General features: G+C 37.1%; 19 protein-coding genes and 1 pseudogene. 8 read left to right on the top strand and 12 right to left on the bottom strand.

Translation table 11 applies throughout. The features are described 5' to 3' along the window. Positions 1–138: 138 nt before the first annotated feature. Positions 139–1665 carry a sulfatase family protein gene (locus ACRD64_RS19215; RefSeq protein WP_430935088.1) on the bottom strand — a complete coding sequence of 509 codons (1527 nt, stop codon included), beginning with the start codon at positions 1663–1665 and terminating at the stop codon, positions 139–141. Positions 1666–2012: 347 nt separating this feature from the next. Between ACRD64_RS19215 and ACRD64_RS19210 the strand changes: the two genes are divergently transcribed. Continuing rightward, on the top strand, positions 2013–2804 hold the full coding sequence (locus ACRD64_RS19210; protein ID WP_430935087.1) for a metal-dependent hydrolase: 792 nt from the start codon (positions 2013–2015) through the stop codon (positions 2802–2804). Between the two features lie 138 nt (positions 2805–2942). On the opposite strand, the gene ACRD64_RS19205 is transcribed toward ACRD64_RS19210, so the two are convergent. The 4 genes from ACRD64_RS19205 to ACRD64_RS19190 all read right to left on the bottom strand — a co-directional run bounded on the left by ACRD64_RS19205 (position 2943) and on the right by ACRD64_RS19190 (position 7490). Beyond that, positions 2943–3461: a hypothetical protein gene (locus ACRD64_RS19205; RefSeq protein ID WP_430935086.1), complete on the bottom strand. Its 519-nt coding sequence runs from the start codon at positions 3459–3461 to the stop codon at positions 2943–2945. Between the two features lie 987 nt (positions 3462–4448). Next, on the bottom strand, positions 4449–5036 hold the full coding sequence (locus ACRD64_RS19200) for a hypothetical protein (RefSeq protein WP_430935085.1): 588 nt from the start codon (positions 5034–5036) through the stop codon (positions 4449–4451). Positions 5037–5181: 145 nt separating this feature from the next. Next, positions 5182–6216, bottom strand: coding sequence for a potassium channel family protein (locus ACRD64_RS19195; RefSeq protein ID WP_430935084.1), 1035 nt, complete (start codon positions 6214–6216; stop codon positions 5182–5184). Then, positions 6213–7490: a DUF2851 family protein gene (locus tag ACRD64_RS19190; RefSeq protein WP_430935083.1), complete on the bottom strand. Its 1278-nt coding sequence runs from the start codon at positions 7488–7490 to the stop codon at positions 6213–6215. Before ACRD64_RS19190 ends, ACRD64_RS19195 begins: the two co-directional genes overlap by 4 nt. A 304-nt stretch (positions 7491–7794) precedes the next feature. On the opposite strand from ACRD64_RS19190, the gene ACRD64_RS19185 reads away from it, so the two are divergent. The 5 genes from ACRD64_RS19185 to ACRD64_RS19165 all read left to right on the top strand — a co-directional run bounded on the left by ACRD64_RS19185 (position 7795) and on the right by ACRD64_RS19165 (position 13734). Further along, positions 7795–8733: a type VI secretion system baseplate subunit TssG gene (locus ACRD64_RS19185; protein WP_430935082.1), complete on the top strand. Its 939-nt coding sequence runs from the start codon at positions 7795–7797 to the stop codon at positions 8731–8733. 33 nt (positions 8734–8766) lie between these two features. After that, on the top strand, positions 8767–9903 hold the full coding sequence (locus ACRD64_RS19180; RefSeq protein ID WP_430935081.1) for a hypothetical protein: 1137 nt from the start codon (positions 8767–8769) through the stop codon (positions 9901–9903). Positions 9904–9927: 24 nt separating this feature from the next. Then, positions 9928–10356, top strand: coding sequence for a GPW/gp25 family protein (locus ACRD64_RS19175; protein WP_430935080.1), 429 nt, complete (start codon positions 9928–9930; stop codon positions 10354–10356). 15 nt (positions 10357–10371) lie between these two features. Then, entirely contained in the window at positions 10372–12237 is a 1866-nt protein-coding gene (locus ACRD64_RS19170) for a hypothetical protein (protein WP_430935079.1), read from the top strand. A gap of 75 nt (positions 12238–12312) precedes the next feature. Then, on the top strand, positions 12313–13734 hold the full coding sequence (locus tag ACRD64_RS19165; protein WP_430935078.1) for a PKD domain-containing protein: 1422 nt from the start codon (positions 12313–12315) through the stop codon (positions 13732–13734). Positions 13735–13834: 100 nt separating this feature from the next. Here the strand turns inward: ACRD64_RS19165 and tssO are convergent, their stop codons facing one another. The 5 genes and pseudogenes from tssO to ACRD64_RS19140 all read right to left on the bottom strand — a co-directional run bounded on the left by tssO (position 13835) and on the right by ACRD64_RS19140 (position 20006). Then, entirely contained in the window at positions 13835–14464 is a 630-nt protein-coding gene (gene tssO / locus ACRD64_RS19160) for a type VI secretion system TssO (protein WP_430935077.1), read from the bottom strand. Further along, positions 14461–15327: a TssN family type VI secretion system protein gene (locus ACRD64_RS19155; protein ID WP_430935076.1), complete on the bottom strand. Its 867-nt coding sequence runs from the start codon at positions 15325–15327 to the stop codon at positions 14461–14463. Before ACRD64_RS19155 ends, tssO begins: the two co-directional genes overlap by 4 nt. A 240-nt stretch (positions 15328–15567) precedes the next feature. After that, a pseudogene (locus tag ACRD64_RS19150) lies at positions 15568–16022 on the bottom strand (transposase); the annotation flags it as partial. A gap of 597 nt (positions 16023–16619) precedes the next feature. After that, on the bottom strand, positions 16620–18737 hold the full coding sequence (locus tag ACRD64_RS19145; RefSeq protein WP_430935075.1) for a BACON domain-containing protein: 2118 nt from the start codon (positions 18735–18737) through the stop codon (positions 16620–16622). Positions 18738–18758: 21 nt separating this feature from the next. Next, positions 18759–20006: a PKD domain-containing protein gene (locus ACRD64_RS19140; protein ID WP_430935074.1), complete on the bottom strand. Its 1248-nt coding sequence runs from the start codon at positions 20004–20006 to the stop codon at positions 18759–18761. A gap of 297 nt (positions 20007–20303) precedes the next feature. Between ACRD64_RS19140 and ACRD64_RS19135 the strand changes: the two genes are divergently transcribed. After that, entirely contained in the window at positions 20304–20741 is a 438-nt protein-coding gene (locus tag ACRD64_RS19135) for a hypothetical protein (protein ID WP_430935073.1), read from the top strand. Between the two features lie 143 nt (positions 20742–20884). Here ACRD64_RS19135 and ACRD64_RS19130 read toward each other — a convergent pair whose 3' ends face one another. After that, complete coding sequence (locus tag ACRD64_RS19130; RefSeq protein ID WP_430935072.1) at positions 20885–22018, bottom strand: hypothetical protein; 1134 nt, start codon at positions 22016–22018, stop codon at positions 20885–20887. Positions 22019–22377: 359 nt separating this feature from the next. Here ACRD64_RS19130 and ACRD64_RS19125 point away from each other — a divergent pair, with 359 nt between their 5' ends. Then, positions 22378–22551, top strand: a complete 174-nt coding sequence (locus tag ACRD64_RS19125) for a hypothetical protein (RefSeq protein WP_430935071.1) — start codon at positions 22378–22380, stop codon at positions 22549–22551. Positions 22552–22701: 150 nt separating this feature from the next. Here the strand turns inward: ACRD64_RS19125 and tnpA are convergent, their stop codons facing one another. Next, on the bottom strand, positions 22702–22977 hold the full coding sequence (gene tnpA / locus ACRD64_RS19120; protein WP_430935070.1) for an IS66 family insertion sequence element accessory protein TnpA: 276 nt from the start codon (positions 22975–22977) through the stop codon (positions 22702–22704). Positions 22978–23238: the final 261 nt, after the last annotated feature.

Here is a 23238-nt window from a genome sequence, read left to right as displayed (position 1 = left end):
TACATCGACTATACCCTGGGTTAAAACCCAGGGTTATTCAGATTAAACCCTTTCAGGGTTGAGTTTACCATTTGAAAAAACACTTATCAAAATTAACAACCTTAAGCTACATGCTACTAGCTAAAAGTTATCCGCTAATTACTTCTTCAATCCGCCGTATTCTTTACCTCTGATTTCTTCAAATTCTGCAATTAGTTTTTGAAGTACTTCCGGATTTGACTTTGCCAAGTTGTTTTTCTGGCCAATATCTTTTTTAAGGTTGTACAACTGAAATTCAGGTGCAATAGCGGTTTCATTACCTGACTTCCAACTCATAGGACTTCCTTCATAAGCAGGAATCATAGCCCAGTCGCCCGTTCTGTAAGCCGTTTTTCCATTGGCTTCAACAATCAAATTCTTTCTTCCTTTATTACTTTTTCCTAAAAGGGCAGATAATATATCCTCACTATCATTTTCTTCAGCTTCAACGCCAACCATCTTTGCCAACGATGCCAACAAATCAACCTGACAAACCAGAGCATCGGAAACACCCGGCTTAATGGTTCCTTTCCAATAGGTCATGAAAGGAACACGAGGACCTGCTTCGAACATAGAGTATTTTCCACCTCTTAGCATTCCTCCTGGCGTATGATTGCCCAGTTTTTCTACTGCGTCATCATAATAACCATCGTTTAAAACAGGGCCATTGTCACTGGAGAAAACAATCAAAGTATTTTCGAGAACTCCTTCTTCTTCCAAAGTTTTCATAAACTCTCCAATACACCAATCCGCCTCCAGAATTACATCGCCACGAGGGCCCATGCCTGATTTCCCCACAAAACGCGGATGAGGTGTGCGCGGTACGTGCGGTTGTTGAAGTGCATAATATAAAAAGAATGGCTTTTCTTTATGGTCGTGAACATAGGACTTTACTTTATCCAGAAAATGATCTGCCATATCAACATCGGTCCAAATAGCTGATTTGCCACCTTTCATATAACCCATACGCGGTATACCATTGACAATACTACAATTATGTCCGTGATGCCATTTCATGGTAGTTAATTCAGGATTGTCTTTCCCGGTTGGTTGACCATCGAAGTTCTTCTTGTAGTTGACGTAAATAGGATCTTTAGCGTCCAGCCCGTCAATATATCCATTGTCTATATAAACGGTTGGTACGCGGTCCTGGGTTGCCGCCAAAATGTATGCTTCATCAAAACCCACTTCATTTGGTCCAGGGGTGATGTGTCCGTTCCAATCGAGGTTTCCATCTCCGAGGCCTAAATGCCATTTCCCAATCACCGCTGTTTGATAACCTGCCCTTTTCAGCATTTTAGGCAATGTTTCTTGCTTTGTGGAGATAATCAAGGGAGCTGAACCGGGCAGGATTCTGGCTTTTTCATTCCTCCAGGGGTAAACACCTGTGAGCATACCATATCTACTCGGTGTACAAGTGGCTGATGTTGCATAACCTTCTGTAAAACGAACCCCCTCGTTGGCAATCGCATCCATATTTGGTGTTTTTAGTTCTGTTGCTCCGTAAGCACTTAAATCACCATAACCAAGATCATCCAGGTAAATAACTATGATGTTTGGTTTTACCGGTTTTGAAGCGTTGACGCTGACATTTACCATCATTAGTCCTGTTACTATCAGGGTTGTTAACGTATTTTTCAGTTTCATTTTTATAAAATTTATATCAATAATTTCATTTTTTCAGATAAGATTTATATGATTGATGTGAATTTTCAAGTGTAATTTTAAGGTTTTGTAAAGCTAAGCTTAAGCAACTAGATTAGAGGTGTGTAATTACTATTCAAAAACTGGACATTTAAAAAAAACGAATTAAGGCAAGCGCTTTTTTTTGACAATAATTAGCTGAAAGAAAAACGTAGGGTATAAATGCCAACTATATAGGGGGAATATTAAAAAACTATATAATTCCATTTCTTTATAATAATTGATAAGCAAAAAAAGATTACCATCCGAATATTTTAAGATTTAAGTATCTTTATCTTTTAAATTAATATATGGATATTCTTACACATACTTTATCCGGGATGGCAGTTGGAGCCCTGGTAGCTAATCAAATAAATGGTTCCGTATACAAAAAAATGGGGATATTAACGGCTGGTACCATTGCAGGTGCTTTCCCCGATATTGATGTAATAACCATGTGGAGTGGTTTTGATGGCACTTTTGGCAGGTGGTTTGGATTGGAATGGACAGGAAGAGAGGCTTTTGGTGCTAAACTATGGTACTCGCATCATGCATTCTTTCATTCCCTTTTTGCTGCCGTACTGTTTGGACTATTACTGGGATGCATTATAATCCTCTCCAAACTGCCCATTAAGTCTTCCACAAACTTTAAATCGACCTTACCCTATGTAATTGCATTTACAGGTGGATATATTATTCATATATTAGAGGATATGGCTACTCCCGGCGGTGGCTGGGGCGGTGTTGCATTCTGGTGGCCTTCTAAAAACTATATAGGTGGATTGGGGGAAATATGGTGGTGGAACAACTATGATGTATTTTTAATTGTAACAACTGTAGTTTTAATGAATACCGCGCTTCTTTTTTTAGGCAAAAAGATAAGAAGTCTCGCTAAAAAGACTAGCCTGGCTGTATTTGTAATAGGGTTTGCATTAAGCGTGTTTCAAATAAAAAACAGAGGGTTCGACTTTGCCTATCACAAAAACAAGACGCCAAGTTCCGTCTGCGAGCAGAAATCAAAAGAGATTCAAAAACAAATTCTGGGTAATAGAACCTATAACTTTATGGAATGGCTTGATACCCAAATACCCGTCCCATTCTAGCCGTGCGACGACTGCAACCGCACGACGGTTGCGTATGATTAATTTACACGATGACTACTTAAGTCATTACATATTTATTGGAGACAACCTTAAAAAAGGGGGTTACCTTAAAAAACAACACTTCACCAAACTTTCTTCTCAAATACGCTTCATCATGCCTTCTACTTCCTTGATCTGGGCAGAGAGCATTTTTCTTGTATCCAGCTTTTTGGTTTCTTTTAGATAGTAAGTGGCCAGCTTCTTATTTCTTTGCGACAGGTAATATCCCGACAAATTCAGTTTAGCCATGGCCTGGTCGTTCTTCATTCTTAACCCTGTAGAAAGTGCTTTCTTTAATAGTTTTTCGGACTTTGAACCTCGTTGCCCCTTTTGCGCTTCGGTTAACCCGGAAAGAAAATAGAAATATGCTTCCTGACCCTTAATCATCCTTTCTGGATGTTTTACGGTACTTAAAATCATCTCGGCTTTGGCAAACTTATTTTTGCGTACAAAATAAAATGCCAAAAGATTCATCTCGTTTTTAAAGTGAAACAACACGAACAAGGCGGAAAGAAAGGATACAACAACACCCCACGTTATAAAACCGTTCATAAAAAGAAGTACAGATGCAGCACACAATACAACAGCAACAATCAATCGAATATATTTTCCTATCATAACCTGTTTTTATTTTTGAGGCTACAAAACAAAGGATTTTTTGTTACAAAACAAGAAACAGAAGTCGTGTTTTTCAAATTTTAAATGGACAAAGCCATCACGACATACAAACGTCCCTAGAATAAGAACAATCGTTAATTGAAAAAATCTCATGTTTGGCACCTTGTTATTTTAACAATATTGAATTTACAAAGCTCTTGTATCACTTCAACCCTGCTTGAGAATCGGACAATTCGCCTATTTTAAGGGCTTTAGCCCTTGCTTTTTTGGCAAAAACAACATCACAACTTTTGGGGCCTATAATCATAAAATCGCCATTACAACTTTTAAATCTTACTAAAAAGAATAGTTATTGCTACTCAACCACTAAAGTTAGTAGAAGCACTAAAAAACCTGAATACCATTTTCGTCTTTGTCTTTTGCGTTTTTCGTGTTATAATTATTGCTAAAAAGCTAGTTTAATAATGGTGTTTCCATTGAAGTTATTTCAAAATCAACAGAATTATCCTTTGAGCAAATTGAGGAGATTAGTAATATGATTTGTCATTAGTGTCCATTAAAAAATTAAAACCACTCTTTTATATTCTAGATGTATCCCCATTAATTCTTTTTAGAGTTGCTAAGCAACACTCTTATAGAATGAACCAATCACCAGGCTTCCCTTTTCAATGGAGCCATCATCTCCATTCCTAATCCTATATATGCTCGAAAAATAACTACGAATAATATTAGTGCAATTGGTAAAAATGCAAATTCCATATTGTATATTCCTTTATCTATATTTTGATGTGGCCATCTATATTTTTCATCCATACAAATTAAAGTGAATATGAACGAACAAAATTAAGGTAAATTACCCTGCTATGAGTTTATTTTACCCAATTATTGCGATATGTAATTTTCATAGCTAAGTCGTATTACATTTTACACCATAAAAAAAGGCCGTCCAATAAATGAACGACCTTTTTTATTTTTTAAAGCAGAAAATCAATAGCCTCTTTCTTCGGCCATTTTTTCCATTTCCTGGTTGAATATTTCTTCGTACTTTTTCTTATCGTAGTCAACTTGCAACTTAGCATCCTTTGAGATACGATTGTTCATTGAGTTCAGTAACTCTTCTTTTTCAACCTCGATAGCAACAAATGAACGATACTTTTTATCCGGTAAAACGCTGGATTTTTCACAAGCAACAACAATATTACTGATGGTTTCATCAGCCACTTCGCGAGTTAAGTTCTCAAACTTTTGCTCAAATTCAGCGGCTGAACCAACCTCACGTTCATTTACATAACGGTCGGTAACCGATTTGGTGTTCGATTGAATCAAAGTTACCAACCGCTGCTTAGCCAATAACAAAGCTTTCTCTTTAGAAAGGCTTAAATCGCTACTTGTGGCCATTGAGAAAGCCCTAAAATAGTTTTTATCCGACCTACCGTTCTTTTCGCAAGGCATATCTTCTAAGATCTCACCTACTTCGCTGTTTGTAGCTATTTTTTCTTTTGATTTACAGCTATAAGCTCCAAACGTCAGGCATACTGCAAGAGCGCCAAGTCCAATTGTTTGTTTCAATTTCATAATGAACATTTTTGGTTAGTATTCTTTAAACAAGGTTGAATCAAAAATAAAGCCAAAGTTTAAACTGCTTGTTATTTTGGCCTCAAAAACACAAAACGAACCCGCCCTGTTTCAAGATTTAATATTAATCAATTTCGATGTTTTTTTATAATCTGCTGTCTTTTAAAACCTCTTTAAACTGCTCCACCTGCTCATCAGTGCCCAAAACAAATAATTTATCTTCGGGCGAAATTTTAATTTGCGGTGATGGATTATAAATATATGTCCCTTCCGGAGTCTTGAGTCCCATCAAATTTGCTCCCGTCTTTTTGCGCAAGTTCAACTCCTGAATGGTTTTACTTTCGTTAACAGGGTCCATCAGTTCACATTCGATCTCTGTTAGCTTAACCTCTTTACTTTTTTGCAACAAGATATACTCAATAAACTCAACCACATCGGGCTGCGTTACCAGCTTTGCCATACGCTGACCCCCAATCCTGTCGGGCATAATTACGTTGGTTGCACCGGCGTGGCGTAATTTAACATCGGATCTAAAATCGCTGGCCCGGCTGATGATCTTGAGCTTGGGGTTCATTTCCCGAGCCGTAAGCACCACAAACATATTATCAGCATCGTTTGGAAGTGCAGTAATTAAAGCCTTCGCCCTTCGAATCTGTGCCACATCCAGCACCTCCTCGGAACTCGCATCGCCTTGCACATAAAGCAACGATGGATCTTCAAGTATCCTGGCCACCACATTGTCGCGCTTTTCCAAAATCACGAACTTTTCGCCATGCTCCTTTAATTCGACGCAGGCCTGATAACCGTTCCTACCGTATCCGCATACGATAATATGGTCTTCGAGTTTTACTATCTTCTTCTTCAACTGATAATGTTTATACGATTGTTGCAATGCGCCTTCTACCACCAAGCGGGTAACAGAAGTAATAACATAACCAAATATACCTAAACTAAATATAATAAGCAGGACCGTGAAAAGCTTACCTCCATCCGACAGTGGAAATACTTCCCTAAAACCAACGGTTGAAACAGTAATCATGGTCATATACAAGGCGTCGACGAACGAATAATTTTCGATCATTATAAAACCGACACTTCCTATCAAAACAATTAGAAGTAATGCCGTTACCCCGTATGCTATGGTTCTAAAATTTTCTAAATATGGTGTTAATTGCTTCACTCGTTGTTTTTTATTGCCAAAACCTTGTGCCCGATTCTACATCTCAAGCATTTCTTCAATTTGCAATAATTATTCGACAAATATATTAAAGCTTGTGAATCTCCGGCATTATTCGCCAAAATTTCCTGCTCTTCCCACTTCTCCAACAAAGCATTTTTTTCAGGTTTTATCATAGACAACCAGTCCAATGCTTTTTGTACATACCCGTCATCTCCGCCCATTTTACCATAGGCAAACAAATATGGCACAATAGTATTAATAATAATTAGATTTTTTGAATTGGCACCTAAATTCTTATTTCTTTTAGCAGATTTTTTTTGAATCGTATAATGATGTTGCCAATATTCCGATACACCCACTTCCATGATTTCTTCAACTACTTTAATATCTGGCTCATTTATCAGTAGCCCGAACACGCCCTTTAATTTTATCAGTAAAGAGGAAAGTTGAGCTAGTCGGATAGTTGGGAAATTGGAAGGTCGCAATCTCAAAAATTTCCACAAGTGGTTCTCAATTGGATGAAGATTGTGTTTGTTTTTTAAAAATTCGTAATCTCTCACCAAGTTATTGATATACCCATCCTCTTTGGCTTCCACCAAAAATCCGGCTTGCCCAAACAATAACGCCTCTACCAATTGCCGGCAATCACTATATTTAAGCAATATATTTAATGGTAAAGATTGTGCCAGAAGTTCAAATGGGTCGCCATTAACGCCAAAACCAAAACTGCGGAAGAGTAATCTATAAAATGTTTCATCCCAATTTTGGGTGGTTTTTTTTAAGATACGCTGAATATCGATTATTTTATGCTCCAACCGTTCCACCAGGATACGCTGAAGCCACAAGGAAATTTCAAATGAGTTTACTTCTTTAAGTTTATCGGCACAGCCAAGCCAATGTTGACTGTTTTTAAGTTGCAAATATTCACTGAACAAGCTGGGCGGATATGAGATTTTCAATACCGGAATATCCTGTCCGTTGGTTCTGGCAATTTTAACATCATCGTATTCTACCACGTGTAAAATTACATTATCGTAAGCCTTATCTTTTTGATGATTGTGTTCTGTCCAGTCGGAGGCATATGTATGTACTTCCACATTGCCTGCCCAAAGGGTTTCCCCAATCTTTATCTTGGCATTAAAAAAATCCGGGCCAGCATTTGCGTTGGGCTCTCCAGTATTGATAACTTCAATATTTAAGCCACATTGAGTTTTTAGTGGGATGTTATTATACATCTTATACTGCCATAAATAATGCAAAAATTCTTCGAGCATACTATTATATTGTTGGTTTGATAATGATTAGCCACATAATTTACAAAATATTACTTTATCACTAAACATCCGCTTCTACTTTTGTCAATTTCTGCACATAACAATAATACCTGATCCCATCTAATAATTGTAATTTCGTCAAATTTTTCACCATACATTTTTATTTCGGCAATATTTCCCTTAATATACGTAAAATAAGAGCTGAAGGCATCGAATGCCTGCCTGATACTGTCCGTTAGATCGCAAACCAGAATTACTCTTTTTTGTTGATATAAAAGCCGCAACTTTCTAATTCATTGACAAAATGAAACTCAAAAAGAAAGCAACATATTTGAACAACCTTTTAGATGATTTGAGAGCCGAATTTGTTGGTTCATGGTTACTTCAGGAAGACATTCCCCTGAAAAACATATTGGCCTCCAGAAAAGGCATATCTAAAAGGAAATGGTCAAGCGATATCCATAATGTAACAGTAACGGAGTTCAAAAATAACCAAGAAGCCCTAAATATATCTATCAACAGACCGGGCATTTACGATGTCTTACCCGAGGAAATGTTTCATGACCTGCACGGAGCCCAATTGGAATCGGGTAAGGAGATGGCCCGGGATTCGATGAAACAGAAAAATATCGAAAAGGAAGCCCGTTCATTTTTCGGTCCACTTGAAAACGAATTGTTTTTATTCTTGGTTTTATTGGCCGACAAAGAATCTCAATTACATAGTAAAATATCCAGTGATTTTGTAAATGGTTTATCAACCGATTTTTGGAATACAGGCGAACAGATTCCATTAAAATATATCGAAAAATTCAACAAACTATTAACCTTTGCCAGTCAAATCACAGGAAACCCGGAGCTGTCAGCCCATTGCTTAGAATATATACTGGAGGAGAAAATAAAAATTAGTTATCATCCAAAACCTCATGTAGAAGAACTTAAGTTAGAAGATAGTTTTAAAATGGGGGATAGCACCCTGGGTGAGGATTCTGTTTTAACCTCATCCTTAAAAAACGATATGGGTACATTATCCATTTCCATTGGCCCGCTAAAAAACACGTCTCCTGCCGATTATATAGTAGGTGGTGAAGCCCGGGATTTACTGGATGGTTTTAACGAGTATTTTGTGCCTGTTGAACTGGATCAAGAACTGAAAATTTTATTGGATGAAAAGGACAATAGCTTTGTTATAACTGATGAATCGGAAACCGAAAATATTTACCTTGGATATAACACGGTAATATAAGTACAAATAACACATCTCAAAAATTCGATCAGCATGCCAACTAAAATAGAACACTTTAACGTAAACTGGATGACCGGGATGAAAATCAACCGGGACCATTTTATTCAGCAGGAGAATGCTTTCAAAGACCATTTAAAGGATGCTTATTCCATTGGTTTAAACAATAAAAACTACGGATTGCTTCCTTTGGATATACCCAATGAAGAATCGTACAAAGTAGAAATCACGCTTGATAACGAGAACTTTCTGAAGGTTAAGATTTTTCAATACCGATCCGTTAGTCAAGGTGGAGGAAGGGTTGAAATTCTTAAAGATCACTTACTGCCGGAGTTTAAATTAGATTTGAGTACAGAGATAGGTTCCGTTTCCGATAGCAAGGACAACGGTTACTTTGTCGTGTTATCCATGAATTTATTTGAACGACAGAACTTTGGAGAGTTAAAAACCGACGAAGAACCACCACGTTTCCCCTATATTATTCCAGAATACAAAGTACATCTTATTTCCGAAGATCAGATTCAGAGCGATTCTTATCAACCTTTCACATTCTTTATGGGTAAGCTGTATGTTAAAGGGGATAAAATAGAAATTTACGATAATTACATCCCCCCGTGTATGAGAATCAGCAGTCATACTGCTCTCATTTCATTTTTAATCGGTATCATTAAACAGTACGATCAAATAGAATCCAACCTGGTCAGTATCATTCGAAAAATTAAGGAAAAACAACAGGATACCACATTGGCTCAATCAGTACTTACCCTATCTGAAGACCTGTTAAAGTATATTTCGCATAATCATGTGCGCTTGCAATGGGAAATGAACGACCTGCCCCTTGTTTATCTTTTGCAATATATTGCTACAACCGCCCATGTTATAAAAAATGCCATTGATACAAAAACAGCCTCCGACAAGGAGGAGCTATTGAATTATTTCACAGGCTGGACGGAATTAAAACAAGGAGATTTTGAAAAGCTAATAAAGTATTGCATCAACTTTAATTATCAACATTTTAACATTCAATACAGCGTAGAACAATTCAGTGAATTTATGCAGGTGATTTCTCTGCTTTTCAAAAAGCTGGAATCGTTGACTTACATCGGAAAAAAGAAAGAAACCAACATCTTTGTCAAGGAGCAAAAAACCAAGCGCAGCTTTTTGGCCGATTAATTCAGGAACTAAACAGTTATAAGCATGCCGGAATATTTAGACATCCCATTAGCTTTGGGGGCTATCAAACAACAACAGGAAATTCCGAGGATCGACATTAAAAAATCGATTCATAATATGATACACCTCATTATCACCTCGGCATACGAGGAGGTAAAACACGACCATAATTTTGGAACCGAAATTTGGGATTATGATTTTGAGAACACGTTGAATTATTATTTTTTAAAAGATGATTTAAGAATCTCAATTTGCGATTCGATTACTGACAATGAAAAAAGACTGGCCAACGTTAATGTTAAATTGCAAATAGACCAGGTAGAATCCGGAGGTAAAGTTCAGAATATACGAATTAAAACCAGATTGATTATTGAGATTTCGGGCATCATTCAAAAAACAAATGAAATACTTGAACATAGAGAGACTTTTTATATTGGCCCACTCTCCTATTAACGAAAAAATCAATTTATGACCATCGATTCAATAGATTCAATAAAAAGAAGAATGATCAGGAATGCATCCCGAATGTGGGGATATCGGGATGCACAAGACATCAATTCCTTTGATCCTGTGCTGGGTTTGATTTTTGGCGCTGTTGCCGACGAACTGCATCAGATTTCTTCTGAAATAAATCAAACGGAAGGACGGATCGTTGAAAAATTGCTCGAACTAATATATTCTCAACATATTTACTCTCATTTTCCGGCTCATGCTATCGCGCATGCGGCTCCAACTTCCGCATCAGTATTGATTAACGAAAACTATCGTTTCTTTTATAGTAAACATATCTATAATCAGGAGAACAAAGAACTGGAGGACAAGAAAAAAATCTTTTTCACACCCACCCAAGAACACAAACTAATTAACAGTAAGTTAAAATATTTACTTACCCACAAGCACCTTTACGAAACAGAAGGGCAATATAAGGATATAGTTGCAGACATTCCTACAACCGGAAGTACTAACCAATCATCGGTTTTTCTGGGATTGCAAGTCTCACCATCTGTTCAGGAACTGGATGGGTTATCATTTTATTTTTCGTTTAAAAGTTTGCGTTCGGATGCATTTTTCTTTCAGGCACTAAGTGCGGCAAAATGGAAAATTAACCAGAAGCAAGTAAGTTTTAATAACGGATTCTATTCCGCAGGAAATGACAAAGATGAATCCATTCAGGATTATGCCAACAGAAGCAACAATATATCCACCAACTGCTGTAACCACGTTAAAGAGTTATACCAAAGGAAATTTATGACATTGGATGATATTGGTTTTAAGCGGGAAACTTTTACGTCCGGTAATTTCTGCCCGGTTTCTAAATCCATTCTCGATAACTATAACGACATGGATCTGGAAGATATTGTTTGGATTGAGATTCAGTTTTCACAACCTCTTGGGAAAGAGCTCATCAACGACCTGAGCATCACATCGAATTGTTTTCCGGTAATCAATAGAGAACTGAACGAGATTACTCATATGGCAACAAATGGACATACTGTAATTCCTTTATTTACCGATGACCTATTTTTTGATATAAAAAAAGTTTCAGACACCTCGAATGTTGAATACCTTTCAAAATCATCGCTGAACAACAGTAGTCAACCTTCCTATATTATTAGACAAGGAGGAGTAGGCCGCTTCGATTCGCGTGACGTGAATGAGATCATAAAAGACCTGATTATCCAAACGAAAAATGAAGCGGCAGCGTTTGCTGTTTTAGGAGGTGATTTATTAACAAATGAACTCAAGCAATTGAATCAAATTATATCGAGAATCAACAAAAGATTAGTAGATACCAGTAATAATTCCGACAAAAATTCATATCTGGTGTTTGATGCTGGTTTGAAGAACGAAAGGCTTAGTGTTGAGTATTGGTCTATCGCAGGAGAAATAGCCAACAACATTAAACCGGGTTCTAAACTTTCATTGGACAAAGGTTTCGATGTGGACGATAATAGCATCATGTTGGTGAGCCAAACTGCCGGAGGTCGACAAAAACTTTCAAGGGAAGACAAGATTAACACACTCAGACGAGATTTGTTATCTGGAGGAAAGGTGGTTACCAAAGGAGATATAAAAGCACTTTGCAGGGAAATATTTAGCAATTCACTGGAAAATATTCGTATTGAAAAAGGAGTAAGTATGGACTCTTCGCCCCATAAAGGCTATTGCCGTACATTAGATATTCGCTTATCTTTAAAAGAGGAGTCAGGGAGAACCATATCGGAATACAAACATATGGCGGAGGAACTTGTTTTACGATTAAGAAATGAATCGATGAACCTATTGCCGTACAGAATATATATTGACGATACCCTCATAGGTCAAACAATTTAAATACAATTATTAAAGAAAATTATCACCTGATATCGACACGTAATTAGTTGTAATAAGAACCTTACACCATTAAGCATGAAAAATTTAATTTTCGCAACTTCCATCTTATTCATTTTGATTTGCAGTATCGTAAACATGACGGCCCAAAGCACTCAGGCCATTAATGTCCGCACAACCGTTTCTGAAGATAAAAAACTATTTATTAACTACGGTTTAAAAGCCGAAGAAGGAATAGAAAGTTACACGGTTAAGTTAAAATTTAGCTACGAGGGACGTGAGTTTGAGCCGGACCTGAATAATTTGTATGGCGATTATGGTGAAAAAGTACTAGCAGGCAACAATATCGTTTACTGGAATTACGCCAACGAATTTTTACAAGACATCAACAAAGTAAAAGTAGAGGTCTTGATTCACGAAACCAGGGCACCGCAAGCCATTGCCACCATAATATCAACAAGCAACAACAAATATGCACCTTGCGAAGTAAAGTTTGAAAATAAATCAACCGACGCAAATATATACGACTGGGATTTTGGGGATCCTTCATCCGGGGCAAGTAATACATCAACTGAATCCTCACCAACACACATTTATAATAAAGGAGGTATTTATACGGTTATTTTAACTGCTACCAATACCTTATCTCAGCTCGAGAGTAAGTTTTATCAGAGCATCGAAATTCTTGAGCACGAAAAAACAAATGCAGACTTTGAGATTGTTGGCGCCAACACCTTCCCGCCTGCCAAAGTGGAATTCAAAAACCTTTCTAGCAATGCCAATAAATTTACCTGGGATTTTGGCGACAGAGATTCTAAAACCAACAATAAATCGAGCGAACTAAACCCTGTACACAGATACTCCCAGCCAGGAAGCTACAGAGTATTGTTAACGGCCTTCAATACATTCAGCGGAATACCCGACACCATTTCAAAGGTTGTTGTCATACATCCACGGGAACTTCCCCCGGTAAAGTTTTCTTATGTAACTTCGGGTGAAACAGCACCAGCTACCGTTAATTTTAATAATCTGACAAAGAATGCTCCATTGCTTAAATGGGATTTCGGAGATCCTTCTTCGGGAAAATCCAATAGTTCAAGAGAGAAAAAGCCGACCCACATTTATAAAAATCCGGGCGAATATATTGTTACCTTGGAAACATTCAACTTGCTGCTTAAAAAATTAGGAAGTACCAGGGATACATTAACGTTTAAAGCCAAGGTAAAATCACCCAAAGCATTGTTTACGATAGACAATAACAACGCATATGCTCCGGCAACGATTCTGTTCACAAACAAATCGACAGATGCCACTTCGTATTTATGGACTTTTGGTGATTCAAACCCGGAATATTCAAACACTTCGACCAAAGAGAACCCGATGCACACCTATTTTAAAGCCGGGACTTACAAGGTAGTGCTGGAAGCTACCAACGACGAACTCGATGAAAAAAGTGTGTATTCCGCAGATGTAATTATACGTAAGGTGCCCAATGAATAAAGGTATGCAATAAACGGTATAAAAAGACAAAGGCGCATTTTGATTAAGTAATCGGTAATATCATTCTAATATTTATTAGCATAAATATAACCATCTAGTATTACTGATTTCTAAGCCTTTCTATCTCCTTTTTCAAAGCACGATTCTCCATGTCGCTTATTGCCAAGCGCTCCTCAGCTTTTTTAACCAGTTTCTTGTATTTTTCGCAGTCTTTGCCAGAGGCGCCCCCCAAAGCTCGCACCTCATTCTTTAAGGCTCTGTTTTCCTGTTCCAGCTGCCGCAGTTCTACCTCCATTTCTTCGTTATCACTTGTTCCTTCACTTAACTCCACCTGCTTATTATAAGCGATCTGCAAATCCGATAAAGATTGTATAATATTTTTATATAATATTGTGTCCGGCGATTCAATTTCCCGGATTTGACTTTTGCTGTTACTTAAGATCGCGCCAATATCACTGTTCAGCACCTCAATATTTTCATCATCTTGCTTATGCGTTGGAATTTTTGCGAGCTTATTACTGGCTTGCGCAACGTCTGGTGTGAATACTTCTCGCTGAAATTGCAAACTCTTTTCTAGTTTTTGTAGTTTCCTGGTCGACATCGAGTTCGAAACCTGTGGCGACTTCATGGTTGTAAAGGCCAGCAATACTGCAATAATAAGTGAAACAGCAAAAAGTCCCACCACTTTATAAATGGCCTTGGTTCTTTCTTTAACGTTTAGTGGCTTCATGACATAGGCTTTAAATGATTGTTAACCCGCATACAAATTAACTCATCGTTTTCGATAATATGGTTGCCATAGATGGTATCATCAGGATCCATGGCTTCTTTGATTTTGAAAAATTTGTTTTTCAGCTTAAAAAACACCCATTCAATGGGTTCCTGACTCTCGCTAACATAGGATATCCCTTCTTCCGGATGACGACTGTTATAATCGTTGATAAAAAAGTAAAATAAACGGCCTAATGGCATAGCTACCGGAGCTTTAGCCCTAAATGTGGTATATTCCGTATCATCCTCATTTTTCCGAAACACAAAACTGATGACCACGGGATGCTCCATCTCTTTATCACTTGGATCCTCTATATTCTCATTTAACGGATATTGCCAGGTTTTAAATTCTTTAGCCGGTATTTCCATAAACTTATTAACGGTTTGATTCAATAAAGTAGGAATCAAAAACCAGAGTAGAGAAAGATACCAAACAATAGGAACTACCGAATTTACCACATAAGAGAATGAAAGGCCAGAAAAGAATTGTGCAAACAGAAGTACACATAACAAAAGTACAATCTGTATATTAAAGCTTAGCTTATCGTACCAAGGTAAAAAATTAATGTATAAACGAATATGCAATATACCTAGAACAACTATTAATACCTGCGCTATCACCAAAGCCAAAATCTCGTTACTTTTCAACCCCGTTGCAAGTAATAATGTACTTAATGCCATACTAAGAGAAAGCCCAAGCACATACAATAAGCCTGTAAGGCCAAACTTTTTAAGTGCGCTTACTTTTTTGTATAAAAAAAACAAGATGCTTGCCCCAACAATCAGGCTTGTAAACTTTATGGCTAAACTGGCTCCGCTCATAGAATTTTAGATAAAATGTCATTTCTCTAAAATAAGAAAGAATCGCTTATCTTCCTAATCTTAATATTATTACTTATCAAAAAGAGGCTTCTCAAAATAAGGAGGCCACTGACCCCCCCGTAAATTTCCATCGGGTTAAAAATAGATGAGGTTGTAGCAGGAGTATTTCACATATTTCTGACTACAACTTCATTTTTTGACATAAATTTTGGATGCGCGAATTCGACCATATCGAGATATTACAGGGTATGTTTTGCTTTTAGCCCCTTCTTTATAACAACCTTGTCTTTTTGAACATGTTTTACATTTATTGTTATCGAAATAATAAAAGTATGCCTGATTTGTGTCAACTCCTTTCTTCCCTTGCTTTGCTCGTCTTATTGCCATATGTCCTGCGGGGCAAACAAACATACCTGCATCTTTATTAAACTCAAACTCACCTTCTTTTTTTCTTGCCCCTTTGCGAACACTGGTTTTAGTTTTGCGAAAACTTTAATGTTTTGCGTTTTTGCGTTTTTGAGATTCCCTTTTCCTGAATACGCCCCATCTCCAATTATGATATCAATTTTCATCCCATTTTTCTGACTTAGTTCAATGAGTTCCGGTAAGTGATGACCATCGCCCTTTTCCCCAGAGGTAACATGTTCTTCTGTAACAGCAAGAGAAGTCTTATAGCCAAAGGATGAGGAATCTTCATCTGTTGTATAAACAGTTTACGAAGAAGTTTTGCTCGTTCTTTCAAAACTTCAACAGCTGATATGGGATTGTTGTTGTACGCACAGATAATCATTCCTTTATAAACCCTAAGATACAAAAAGCAGCAAGCCAAAAATATTTTCTTCGATTTGCTGCTGTTTTTACTTTTTCAGTGGCCTCTAAATAAGACTGCCTATTTTATTTTTTATATTTACCTGCAATTAAACCAGCTATGGGATAATTATTAGTTTATCTGATTGTGTAATGATTACAGATTCCTCATTTTTATAACCTCTGCTATCTACAGCATGTATATTAATTGTTCAAGCATTAAATCATATTAGGCATCAACCTCTTGAATACATTTTATAAAAAGTCTTTGTTCAAAATGTAAAAATCCACACTTAAATGATGTGACCTTGGGATAACCCTTTAAACGGGATAAATTACTTTTACCTCAAAGAGGGCTAAAGGTAAAGTCCCTTCTACCACCAGGCGCAGCAGAGAAGCCACCGGAGTTGGTTGCCTTTACATTGTTTTGTCTTTTAAAGATTTCTTGCCATACTACAAATTAACCAAGTTTATATTGCTTACTGCTAATCAGGAACAAACAACACAGTTAGTGTACCATAAGTACTGATTGTACCATTTGAACATTGGCCTACTGCATAAAATGTTTTGCTCCCCGGAGCAACATTATAAACCTGAGTATGAGAAAAATTTCTTTTAATAATATCGGCGTTTCTGGCATGAATTACAACTTTTCCATTATCTGTGCCAACAGACGGAGTGTCGCTTGCAGATAGATTTAGGTGATAATTATAAATTAATAAATTACCCCCTCTCGGACAATAACTATAACCATCAAAATGGACAATGGCTTTTCCTGGAACTGCGGGATTTATTGTAACCTGACCGAGATTAGTTTCATTGATAGCTGAAATTCCTGTTTTAATTACCCCCATATGCCCAATAATACCTTTTGAATCCGCCACAAATTCAACAGTAAGCCGTCCATATATCGAAGCAATACCATCTCCATCTGTCTCAACATAGTTGTGTGCAATTGCATAAAATGTATGGCTACCTGCACTAACATTATAAACCTGAGTATGTGAAAAGGGATCCTGGTCTATTTCGGTTGAGTATGCCTCTACCTCAACATGACCTTCGTTCGCACCCCAGTTTGGCGTGTTACTTGCCGCCAAAATTATTCGGTCTCCATAATCTGATCTACAATAACCATCAAAACGTACTATAACTTTTCCCGAAACTGTTGGATTAATGCTGACCTGTCCAACCGTTGTACTATTATTAACATCAATATTGTATTTATTAATATCAATATGATTTATAAATGTTAAAGAATTAGGAATGAATTGAACAGTCAGATTTCCATAAACCGAAACTATTCCATTCCCCTCTGACTGACCTGCAACATTACTAACTACAGCAACAGCGTAATAGGTATAATTTCCTGCATTAATATCATATACCCTTGTATGTGAGAATGAATTATTTCCTAATCGGGGATTACCAACAATATGTAGTGGACTGCTTGGAGTGGATTTCATTTGGACATGACCATTATTGGCACCCCAGTTTGGAGTATTACTTGCAGCCAACAGAATTCTATCACCATAATCTGAAATGCAATAACCATTAAAACGTACTATAACCTTACCTGAAACTGATGGATTAATTGAAACCTGTCCAAGGGTGGTTAAATTGTTTATATCAATATTGTTTTTTATGATGGATTCATGAACAACTAAATGTTTAGTTCCTTCTACTGATTGAGTTAACGTTACTATTTTTTCAACATCATCAAAATAAACACGGATGGCAGCAGTACGCGAATTTGCTGATACATTGGATGAATAACTCACTCTGAATGTGGTTTCATTAACCTTTGTGAGTGTTGTCCAACCCGCAGCATCTTCCAGTTCCCATGGTACATTCGAGTCCACATTAAAGGTCACACCCCCGGCATCTGAACTCACTTCTTGTGTTGCCGGAGTAATATTGATTACGGCTGCTCCAGTTCTAAAAGACTCAGCGTTTTCACTTTCAAAAGTTCCTGCATCATTAAAGGCGACTACTTTATATTCATATACTGTATTGTGATTTAGGTCGGTTATTTCAGCACTTACCTCCTGGGTGTTATTGCCATTTAGCGTTCCTTGATCAGCCGGAACTGTTTCCCACGCTGTTGCAGAAGTTTTTTTATATTTAAAAGTTACGGTTGTTGAAGATCCATTGGGATTTACCTCTCCATTTAGCACAGCACTGTTATAATTAATTTCGGTTGCAGGAAGTACTACCGCGGCAGCTTCAAACAGTGGGGTTTTAAATGCTGTCACTATATTACTTGTATTATCCCCGGCATAAGCATAAAGCTGATAACTGTGCAGTTGACCACCTGTTACATCATTATCCACCCAACTTGTAACTGTTTTACCCAATGTTGTTATAGCAGAATAAGTTCCTTCCCCTACTTTTCGTTCTAATTTAAAACCACTAATATTTTCCTCGGATTGCACCCAGGTAAGTTTCAAAACCTCGCCTTCTTGCACGACTTGAAAATTCGTAGGGGTCCATAATGCTTTATTAAATTCCGGATCAAATGGATTTTTCAATTCTTCTTTTTTGCATCCTGTCAATAAAGAAAACAAGATGCCAAAAAGTAGTATGACTATATTTAAATTTTTCATGGTTCCGCTTTTTAATCTTCTTTATTTTATAGTGTAGGTAATGCATAGTTGACCTCCATCGGAGGTAGGAACCAGGTTAAAACTAACCTTTTTGTCGGCCTTTGCTTGCTTTTTGGCCTGAATATAAACCTGAACGGCACAAAGCGCGGAAGCACCAAACGCTATAGGGGTTATGGCTTCATTGGCGTCAATCTTACTTCTGATATCGGCCGCATCGGTCGTTGCCGTTTTATAATCATCACGCAGTTTATTGGAATTTAGCATGGTATAAACACCTGTTCCAAAAGATGCAATACCGGCCGTTAACCAAATATTCTTGTTGGTCTTATGTTTTAAGTATGCCGACTTTGATACCGTTGGCTTAACCTCCTTAGGCGTTTTTACTTTTCTTATGGGTTGTATCAGGATGACTTCCTTGCTCATCTTATCCGAGAAACCGCTTACAGAATTAGACACCGTTAATTCAACCAAATATTTCCCATCGTTAACATATTTATGTTCCGGATTTTCGAGGACAGAAACGTTATTGTATTTACCTGAACCCGGGTCCCCAAAATTCCAGGAATAAGAATCTGCATTAACAGAATTATTCTCGAATTTTATCGTCACCGGTACTTCCCGGTTATAGCCAACTACCATAAAATCTGCTTTTGTTGGACTATGCTCCTTGATGATAATGGTTTCATAAAAAGTATGCCGCAGATCTAATTTTGTATTGATAGCAGTTAAAGCGATGGTATGACTTCCCCCTTTTTTAAAAGTATGCACCGGGTCCTCCTCAAACGACTTGTTTTCGATTCCCGAGGATGGATCGCCAAAATCCCATTCATACCTATCAGCATTTTCTGAATGGTTAACAAAAACTATTTCACAGGGCGCATAGCTGTCATTACCCACACTCCCTTTCTTAAACATAGCTTTGGGCTCCTGCTCCCTGAAAGCAAAAACGGTTACCTTCACCTTGTTGATATCCCCCTTAAAATCATCGGAATAGTTCCAATAAATGATTTTGTTGCCTGGGGTCATCGCATGTCCATAATCGCCATAAATATTATTGGGATTGGTCTCAAGTTTCTTACCCTCATAGATAAAATCAAGATTAACTTTAAAGAACTTAGCGTCATCGTTTACCACGATATCATAATGGATAAACAATTTCTGTTCGCCTGAAACGGTAGTCTTTACATTGGAGGCATAATTATTCTGCCCATACGCATGCAAAAACGATAAAATCAGCAAGATTGCCGTTATTACTGTCCGGGATTTCATAAGTAGGGATTTATTTTGTTGTATAAGTAATTTACGAACAATTATGAAGTTAGTCAAGAAGCCACTATACCATATAAATGGGATATAGAGAGTTAAATCAAACCATAAGTAAACATCAACTTGGTCAATATGTAATCGAATAAAACATTAGGGATAATAAAACCCTGTTTAAAACGTAATTTCATTCCGTATTGACTTTTTTCAAAACCTAAACTAACTTTACTTTTTTGTCCCCATGGCTATACTAACACCTTTACACTATCCCACTCTCTATTTTTAATTATCAAAATTTGCGCAATGAGTTTAGAACAGGAAATAAAAAAAGACTTTGAGGAGCAAATGGCTTTTTTAAAGAAACAAAAAATGTCAACCAGAATTCGTTTCCATCATAAACGTGCAGGAGTTATTGGTTCATTATTATTTCTGGCTGATGTAGCAGAAAAAAATGAGAAGCTAGCATTATATGAAAGTTTGATTAAACATGCAAAATTTGCGAGAAATGCTATGGAAGAGCAGTTTAAAGCAAGCTGGCTACATAATATGCGAGATGTTACAAAAATGCAATCGGCATTTTTGTGTGATATTTCATTGGGCTATAATGCTGCCAGAGAACAATACTCAAATTTAAGAATTAATCTGCCAGAAAAATTGTCAACCGGGAATGTTTGCAGCACGAAACCAGCAGTAAAAGCAGCCATCAATAAATTGATTGCCAAGCTTGTTGGAGAAGATTGATAAACATTTTATAATGAAAGAGTTTTTGACGCAGAAAGGTTTTCAGTTCCAAAGGGAAAAAGAATATCCAATAATAAAGTTTTGCATCCTATGCACTGAAAAATTTATTAATCCTGCTATATTCTAAAACCCTGACGCATGGTTTACTGATATCCAAGCATATGTCCCACCCTATCTTTTATATTCGGAAAAGATCCCCGTAACTGATTGTATATTTTATCTACTAATAAAAACAAAAACTGCTGGCGATATGGATCACTAAAATCATTATATGATATTACTTTTCGTTCCTCTTTATAGCCATTTGCGAGGCACCAATCACTTCTTTTTTTATATACCCTACGTACAACCTTGTCTTTTCCTTTGGATTGAGGATGAGTATATACAAACACGGTTAACCCCTTTATGCCAACTTTGTTAGTTTGTGCATAAGCCAGAAAAAGCAAGCTGTTGTTTGTTTTATTATAAGCCATGCACTTAACGAATCCTATGTTGACATCATTCTGTTTGCTCAGTGAACAAGTAATTTTTATGAGTATAGTTGGCATCTGGTAATCAATACCTCTTTCCCTGATATTCTTATTTAGTTGATATCCCTGCGCTTCAACAGTAGACGTAGCTTCTTGAGAGGACTCCAGTACAGTTACTTTGCCTAAATTATTAATTTCAAATCTCTCAATATCTTTATTAAACTCAAGAAAATTCCCTTCAACAGCTATGCTTATGGGTGGTTTAAAATCTTTGTTTCTTACCAACACATCTACCCTCCTGTCTTTGCTGATTAGTTCTCTGGATATAGGAATACCTTTTCTCGGCTGTCTGGCATCTGTTTCGCCAACAGACGATTCAAAAAACAACACAGATTTCAAACAGCCTTGTTTATGTTTGGCGCTGCTCTTTAAATTCAAAATGTAAGTTGTTACCCGGCTTTGTAAGTATGACTTAACAGCAAGAGCCCTTTTGTATCCCAATTTTTTATTCTGCCCCTCACCGCCCCTGTAGTCAGCTCCCCCAATTGCATCAACTTCCAACTTGAATCCATTTGTTAAAAGGTATCCAATATCCTTTGCTAACTTATCCAATTCTAATGTATCGTTAGCGCATACATTGTGATCATTCGTGGTAAAATATATGCTGGCCACTGTTAATGTTTTATTTAATCGGGAAAGATCTTTCATACGTAAAGGCCGAAAATATTTACTAATACCTTCTTTCTTTTTTTGGCCTTTTAATCCCGACCAATAGTACATATTCGAATTTCGATACTCTATGCCCATGTCCAAGCTATTAAGTAGAATAAAAAATGGCTATTGAAGATTAGCTTACTATCAAATTTACAACAATAGCATATGTAATTCAATAATCATGACACATTCATGGGAATAAACTCCTGAAAAACATCTATTTTAAGTTGACAAGCGACTGACTGCAGACTAACTTTGAAAAAACACTCTATTACTTAAAGGTAGGAGAAAATAAGATGGCTGTAAGAAGAATTTTTCCAATGAGCAATAACTACTTCCAGGGAGTAGAACAGGGAATATGTACTGTTGCTTCCTTGCAGTGGGCATAAAAGTGGCTGATATTAGGTAGAGACATAGGCAGCTTTAACGGATTGCAGTTAACTGGACACAAAATGAATGCGTTAATGGCCGTTTGGCGCAGGTATGATAACGCTCCAGCTGCCCAAACGCAGGGGATGGGGCTTAGAATAGTGGGCAACGACCGTGTTGTTAACCAGTTTATTGATGTGCAACATTTTGTAAACCTGAGTGTATCCAAGAACAACACCTTGACCATTGAACCCTAATCCTTATTAACACCCAGGTAAAATAACGCTGCAATAAAGATGTGCCTGCTGCTTAATGAAAAATATCAAATATCCAGAAACAATTCTCAAAATGATTTACAAAATGGCAAAGCGCTATTACACGCCAGGTCTGGAGTTCTGCCCTTGGTACTATTGGAAAAAGAAAAACTCCAGACTGTTCCCTTCGTACATTCGCTCTTTGTTCCCTAAAGCAACTTCAAGGTGTTTGTTTGCGTCACCTATTGGTTGATTGTTAACGAGCTGAGGAACATATTCAAGCATGGATTCTTTAAGCCCTAATTTCTTTTTCCAACCGTAAAATGTCGATACCGTAAAGTTCTGATTGGTGCAAAAAACGCATACTCTTACTCCGGAATTTAAATATTCCTGATATAACTTCCGGAAATTTGATTCAATTATACGCATCGCTCTTGATGCAAATGTAAATGACAGAAACACTATCAAAAGAACGTATTAGACCGTATGGATGCCTTAAAAAAAGTTCATTTGTCATTAGGAGATATGGGGAAGAAAAGCTGGACTCCGGACGATTAGCCCTTGTCCATCAATCTTACATTGTCCATGTTTTAAACATTGACAAAATATCGGCAATCCTGGTATATATAACCCGGATTATGCATTAGAACTTCGTCGTGAAGATTGAAAGTGCAATAAAACCAGACTTTA

It is taken from the genome of Saccharicrinis sp. 156, assembly GCF_050589685.1.
In the GTDB taxonomy this organism is placed as follows: domain Bacteria; phylum Bacteroidota; class Bacteroidia; order Bacteroidales; family Marinilabiliaceae; genus Saccharicrinis.
The sequence above is the reverse complement of the archived record's forward strand: the minus strand, read 5'-3'. Positions and strand labels throughout refer to the sequence as shown.

Coding starts and splice junctions, on each gene's coding strand:
- ACRD64_RS19215 (WP_430935088.1), bottom strand. CDS start 1,665: ATGAAACTGAAAAATACGTTAACAACCCTGATAGTAACAGGACTAATG.
- ACRD64_RS19210 (WP_430935087.1), top strand. CDS start 2,013: ATGGATATTCTTACACATACTTTATCCGGGATGGCAGTTGGAGCCCTG.
- ACRD64_RS19205 (WP_430935086.1), bottom strand. CDS start 3,461: ATGATAGGAAAATATATTCGATTGATTGTTGCTGTTGTATTGTGTGCT.
- ACRD64_RS19200 (WP_430935085.1), bottom strand. CDS start 5,036: ATGAAATTGAAACAAACAATTGGACTTGGCGCTCTTGCAGTATGCCTG.
- ACRD64_RS19190 (WP_430935083.1), bottom strand. CDS start 7,490: ATGCTCGAAGAATTTTTGCATTATTTATGGCAGTATAAGATGTATAAT.
- ACRD64_RS19185 (WP_430935082.1), top strand. CDS start 7,795: ATGAAACTCAAAAAGAAAGCAACATATTTGAACAACCTTTTAGATGAT.
- ACRD64_RS19180 (WP_430935081.1), top strand. CDS start 8,767: ATGCCAACTAAAATAGAACACTTTAACGTAAACTGGATGACCGGGATG.
- ACRD64_RS19175 (WP_430935080.1), top strand. CDS start 9,928: ATGCCGGAATATTTAGACATCCCATTAGCTTTGGGGGCTATCAAACAA.
- ACRD64_RS19170 (WP_430935079.1), top strand. CDS start 10,372: ATGACCATCGATTCAATAGATTCAATAAAAAGAAGAATGATCAGGAAT.
- ACRD64_RS19165 (WP_430935078.1), top strand. CDS start 12,313: ATGAAAAATTTAATTTTCGCAACTTCCATCTTATTCATTTTGATTTGC.
- tssO (WP_430935077.1), bottom strand. CDS start 14,464: ATGAAGCCACTAAACGTTAAAGAAAGAACCAAGGCCATTTATAAAGTG.
- ACRD64_RS19155 (WP_430935076.1), bottom strand. CDS start 15,327: ATGAGCGGAGCCAGTTTAGCCATAAAGTTTACAAGCCTGATTGTTGGG.
- ACRD64_RS19145 (WP_430935075.1), bottom strand. CDS start 18,737: ATGAAAAATTTAAATATAGTCATACTACTTTTTGGCATCTTGTTTTCT.
- ACRD64_RS19140 (WP_430935074.1), bottom strand. CDS start 20,006: ATGAAATCCCGGACAGTAATAACGGCAATCTTGCTGATTTTATCGTTT.
- ACRD64_RS19135 (WP_430935073.1), top strand. CDS start 20,304: ATGAGTTTAGAACAGGAAATAAAAAAAGACTTTGAGGAGCAAATGGCT.
- ACRD64_RS19130 (WP_430935072.1), bottom strand. CDS start 22,018: ATGGGCATAGAGTATCGAAATTCGAATATGTACTATTGGTCGGGATTA.
- ACRD64_RS19125 (WP_430935071.1), top strand. CDS start 22,378: ATGAATGCGTTAATGGCCGTTTGGCGCAGGTATGATAACGCTCCAGCT.
- tnpA (WP_430935070.1), bottom strand. CDS start 22,977: ATGCGTATAATTGAATCAAATTTCCGGAAGTTATATCAGGAATATTTA.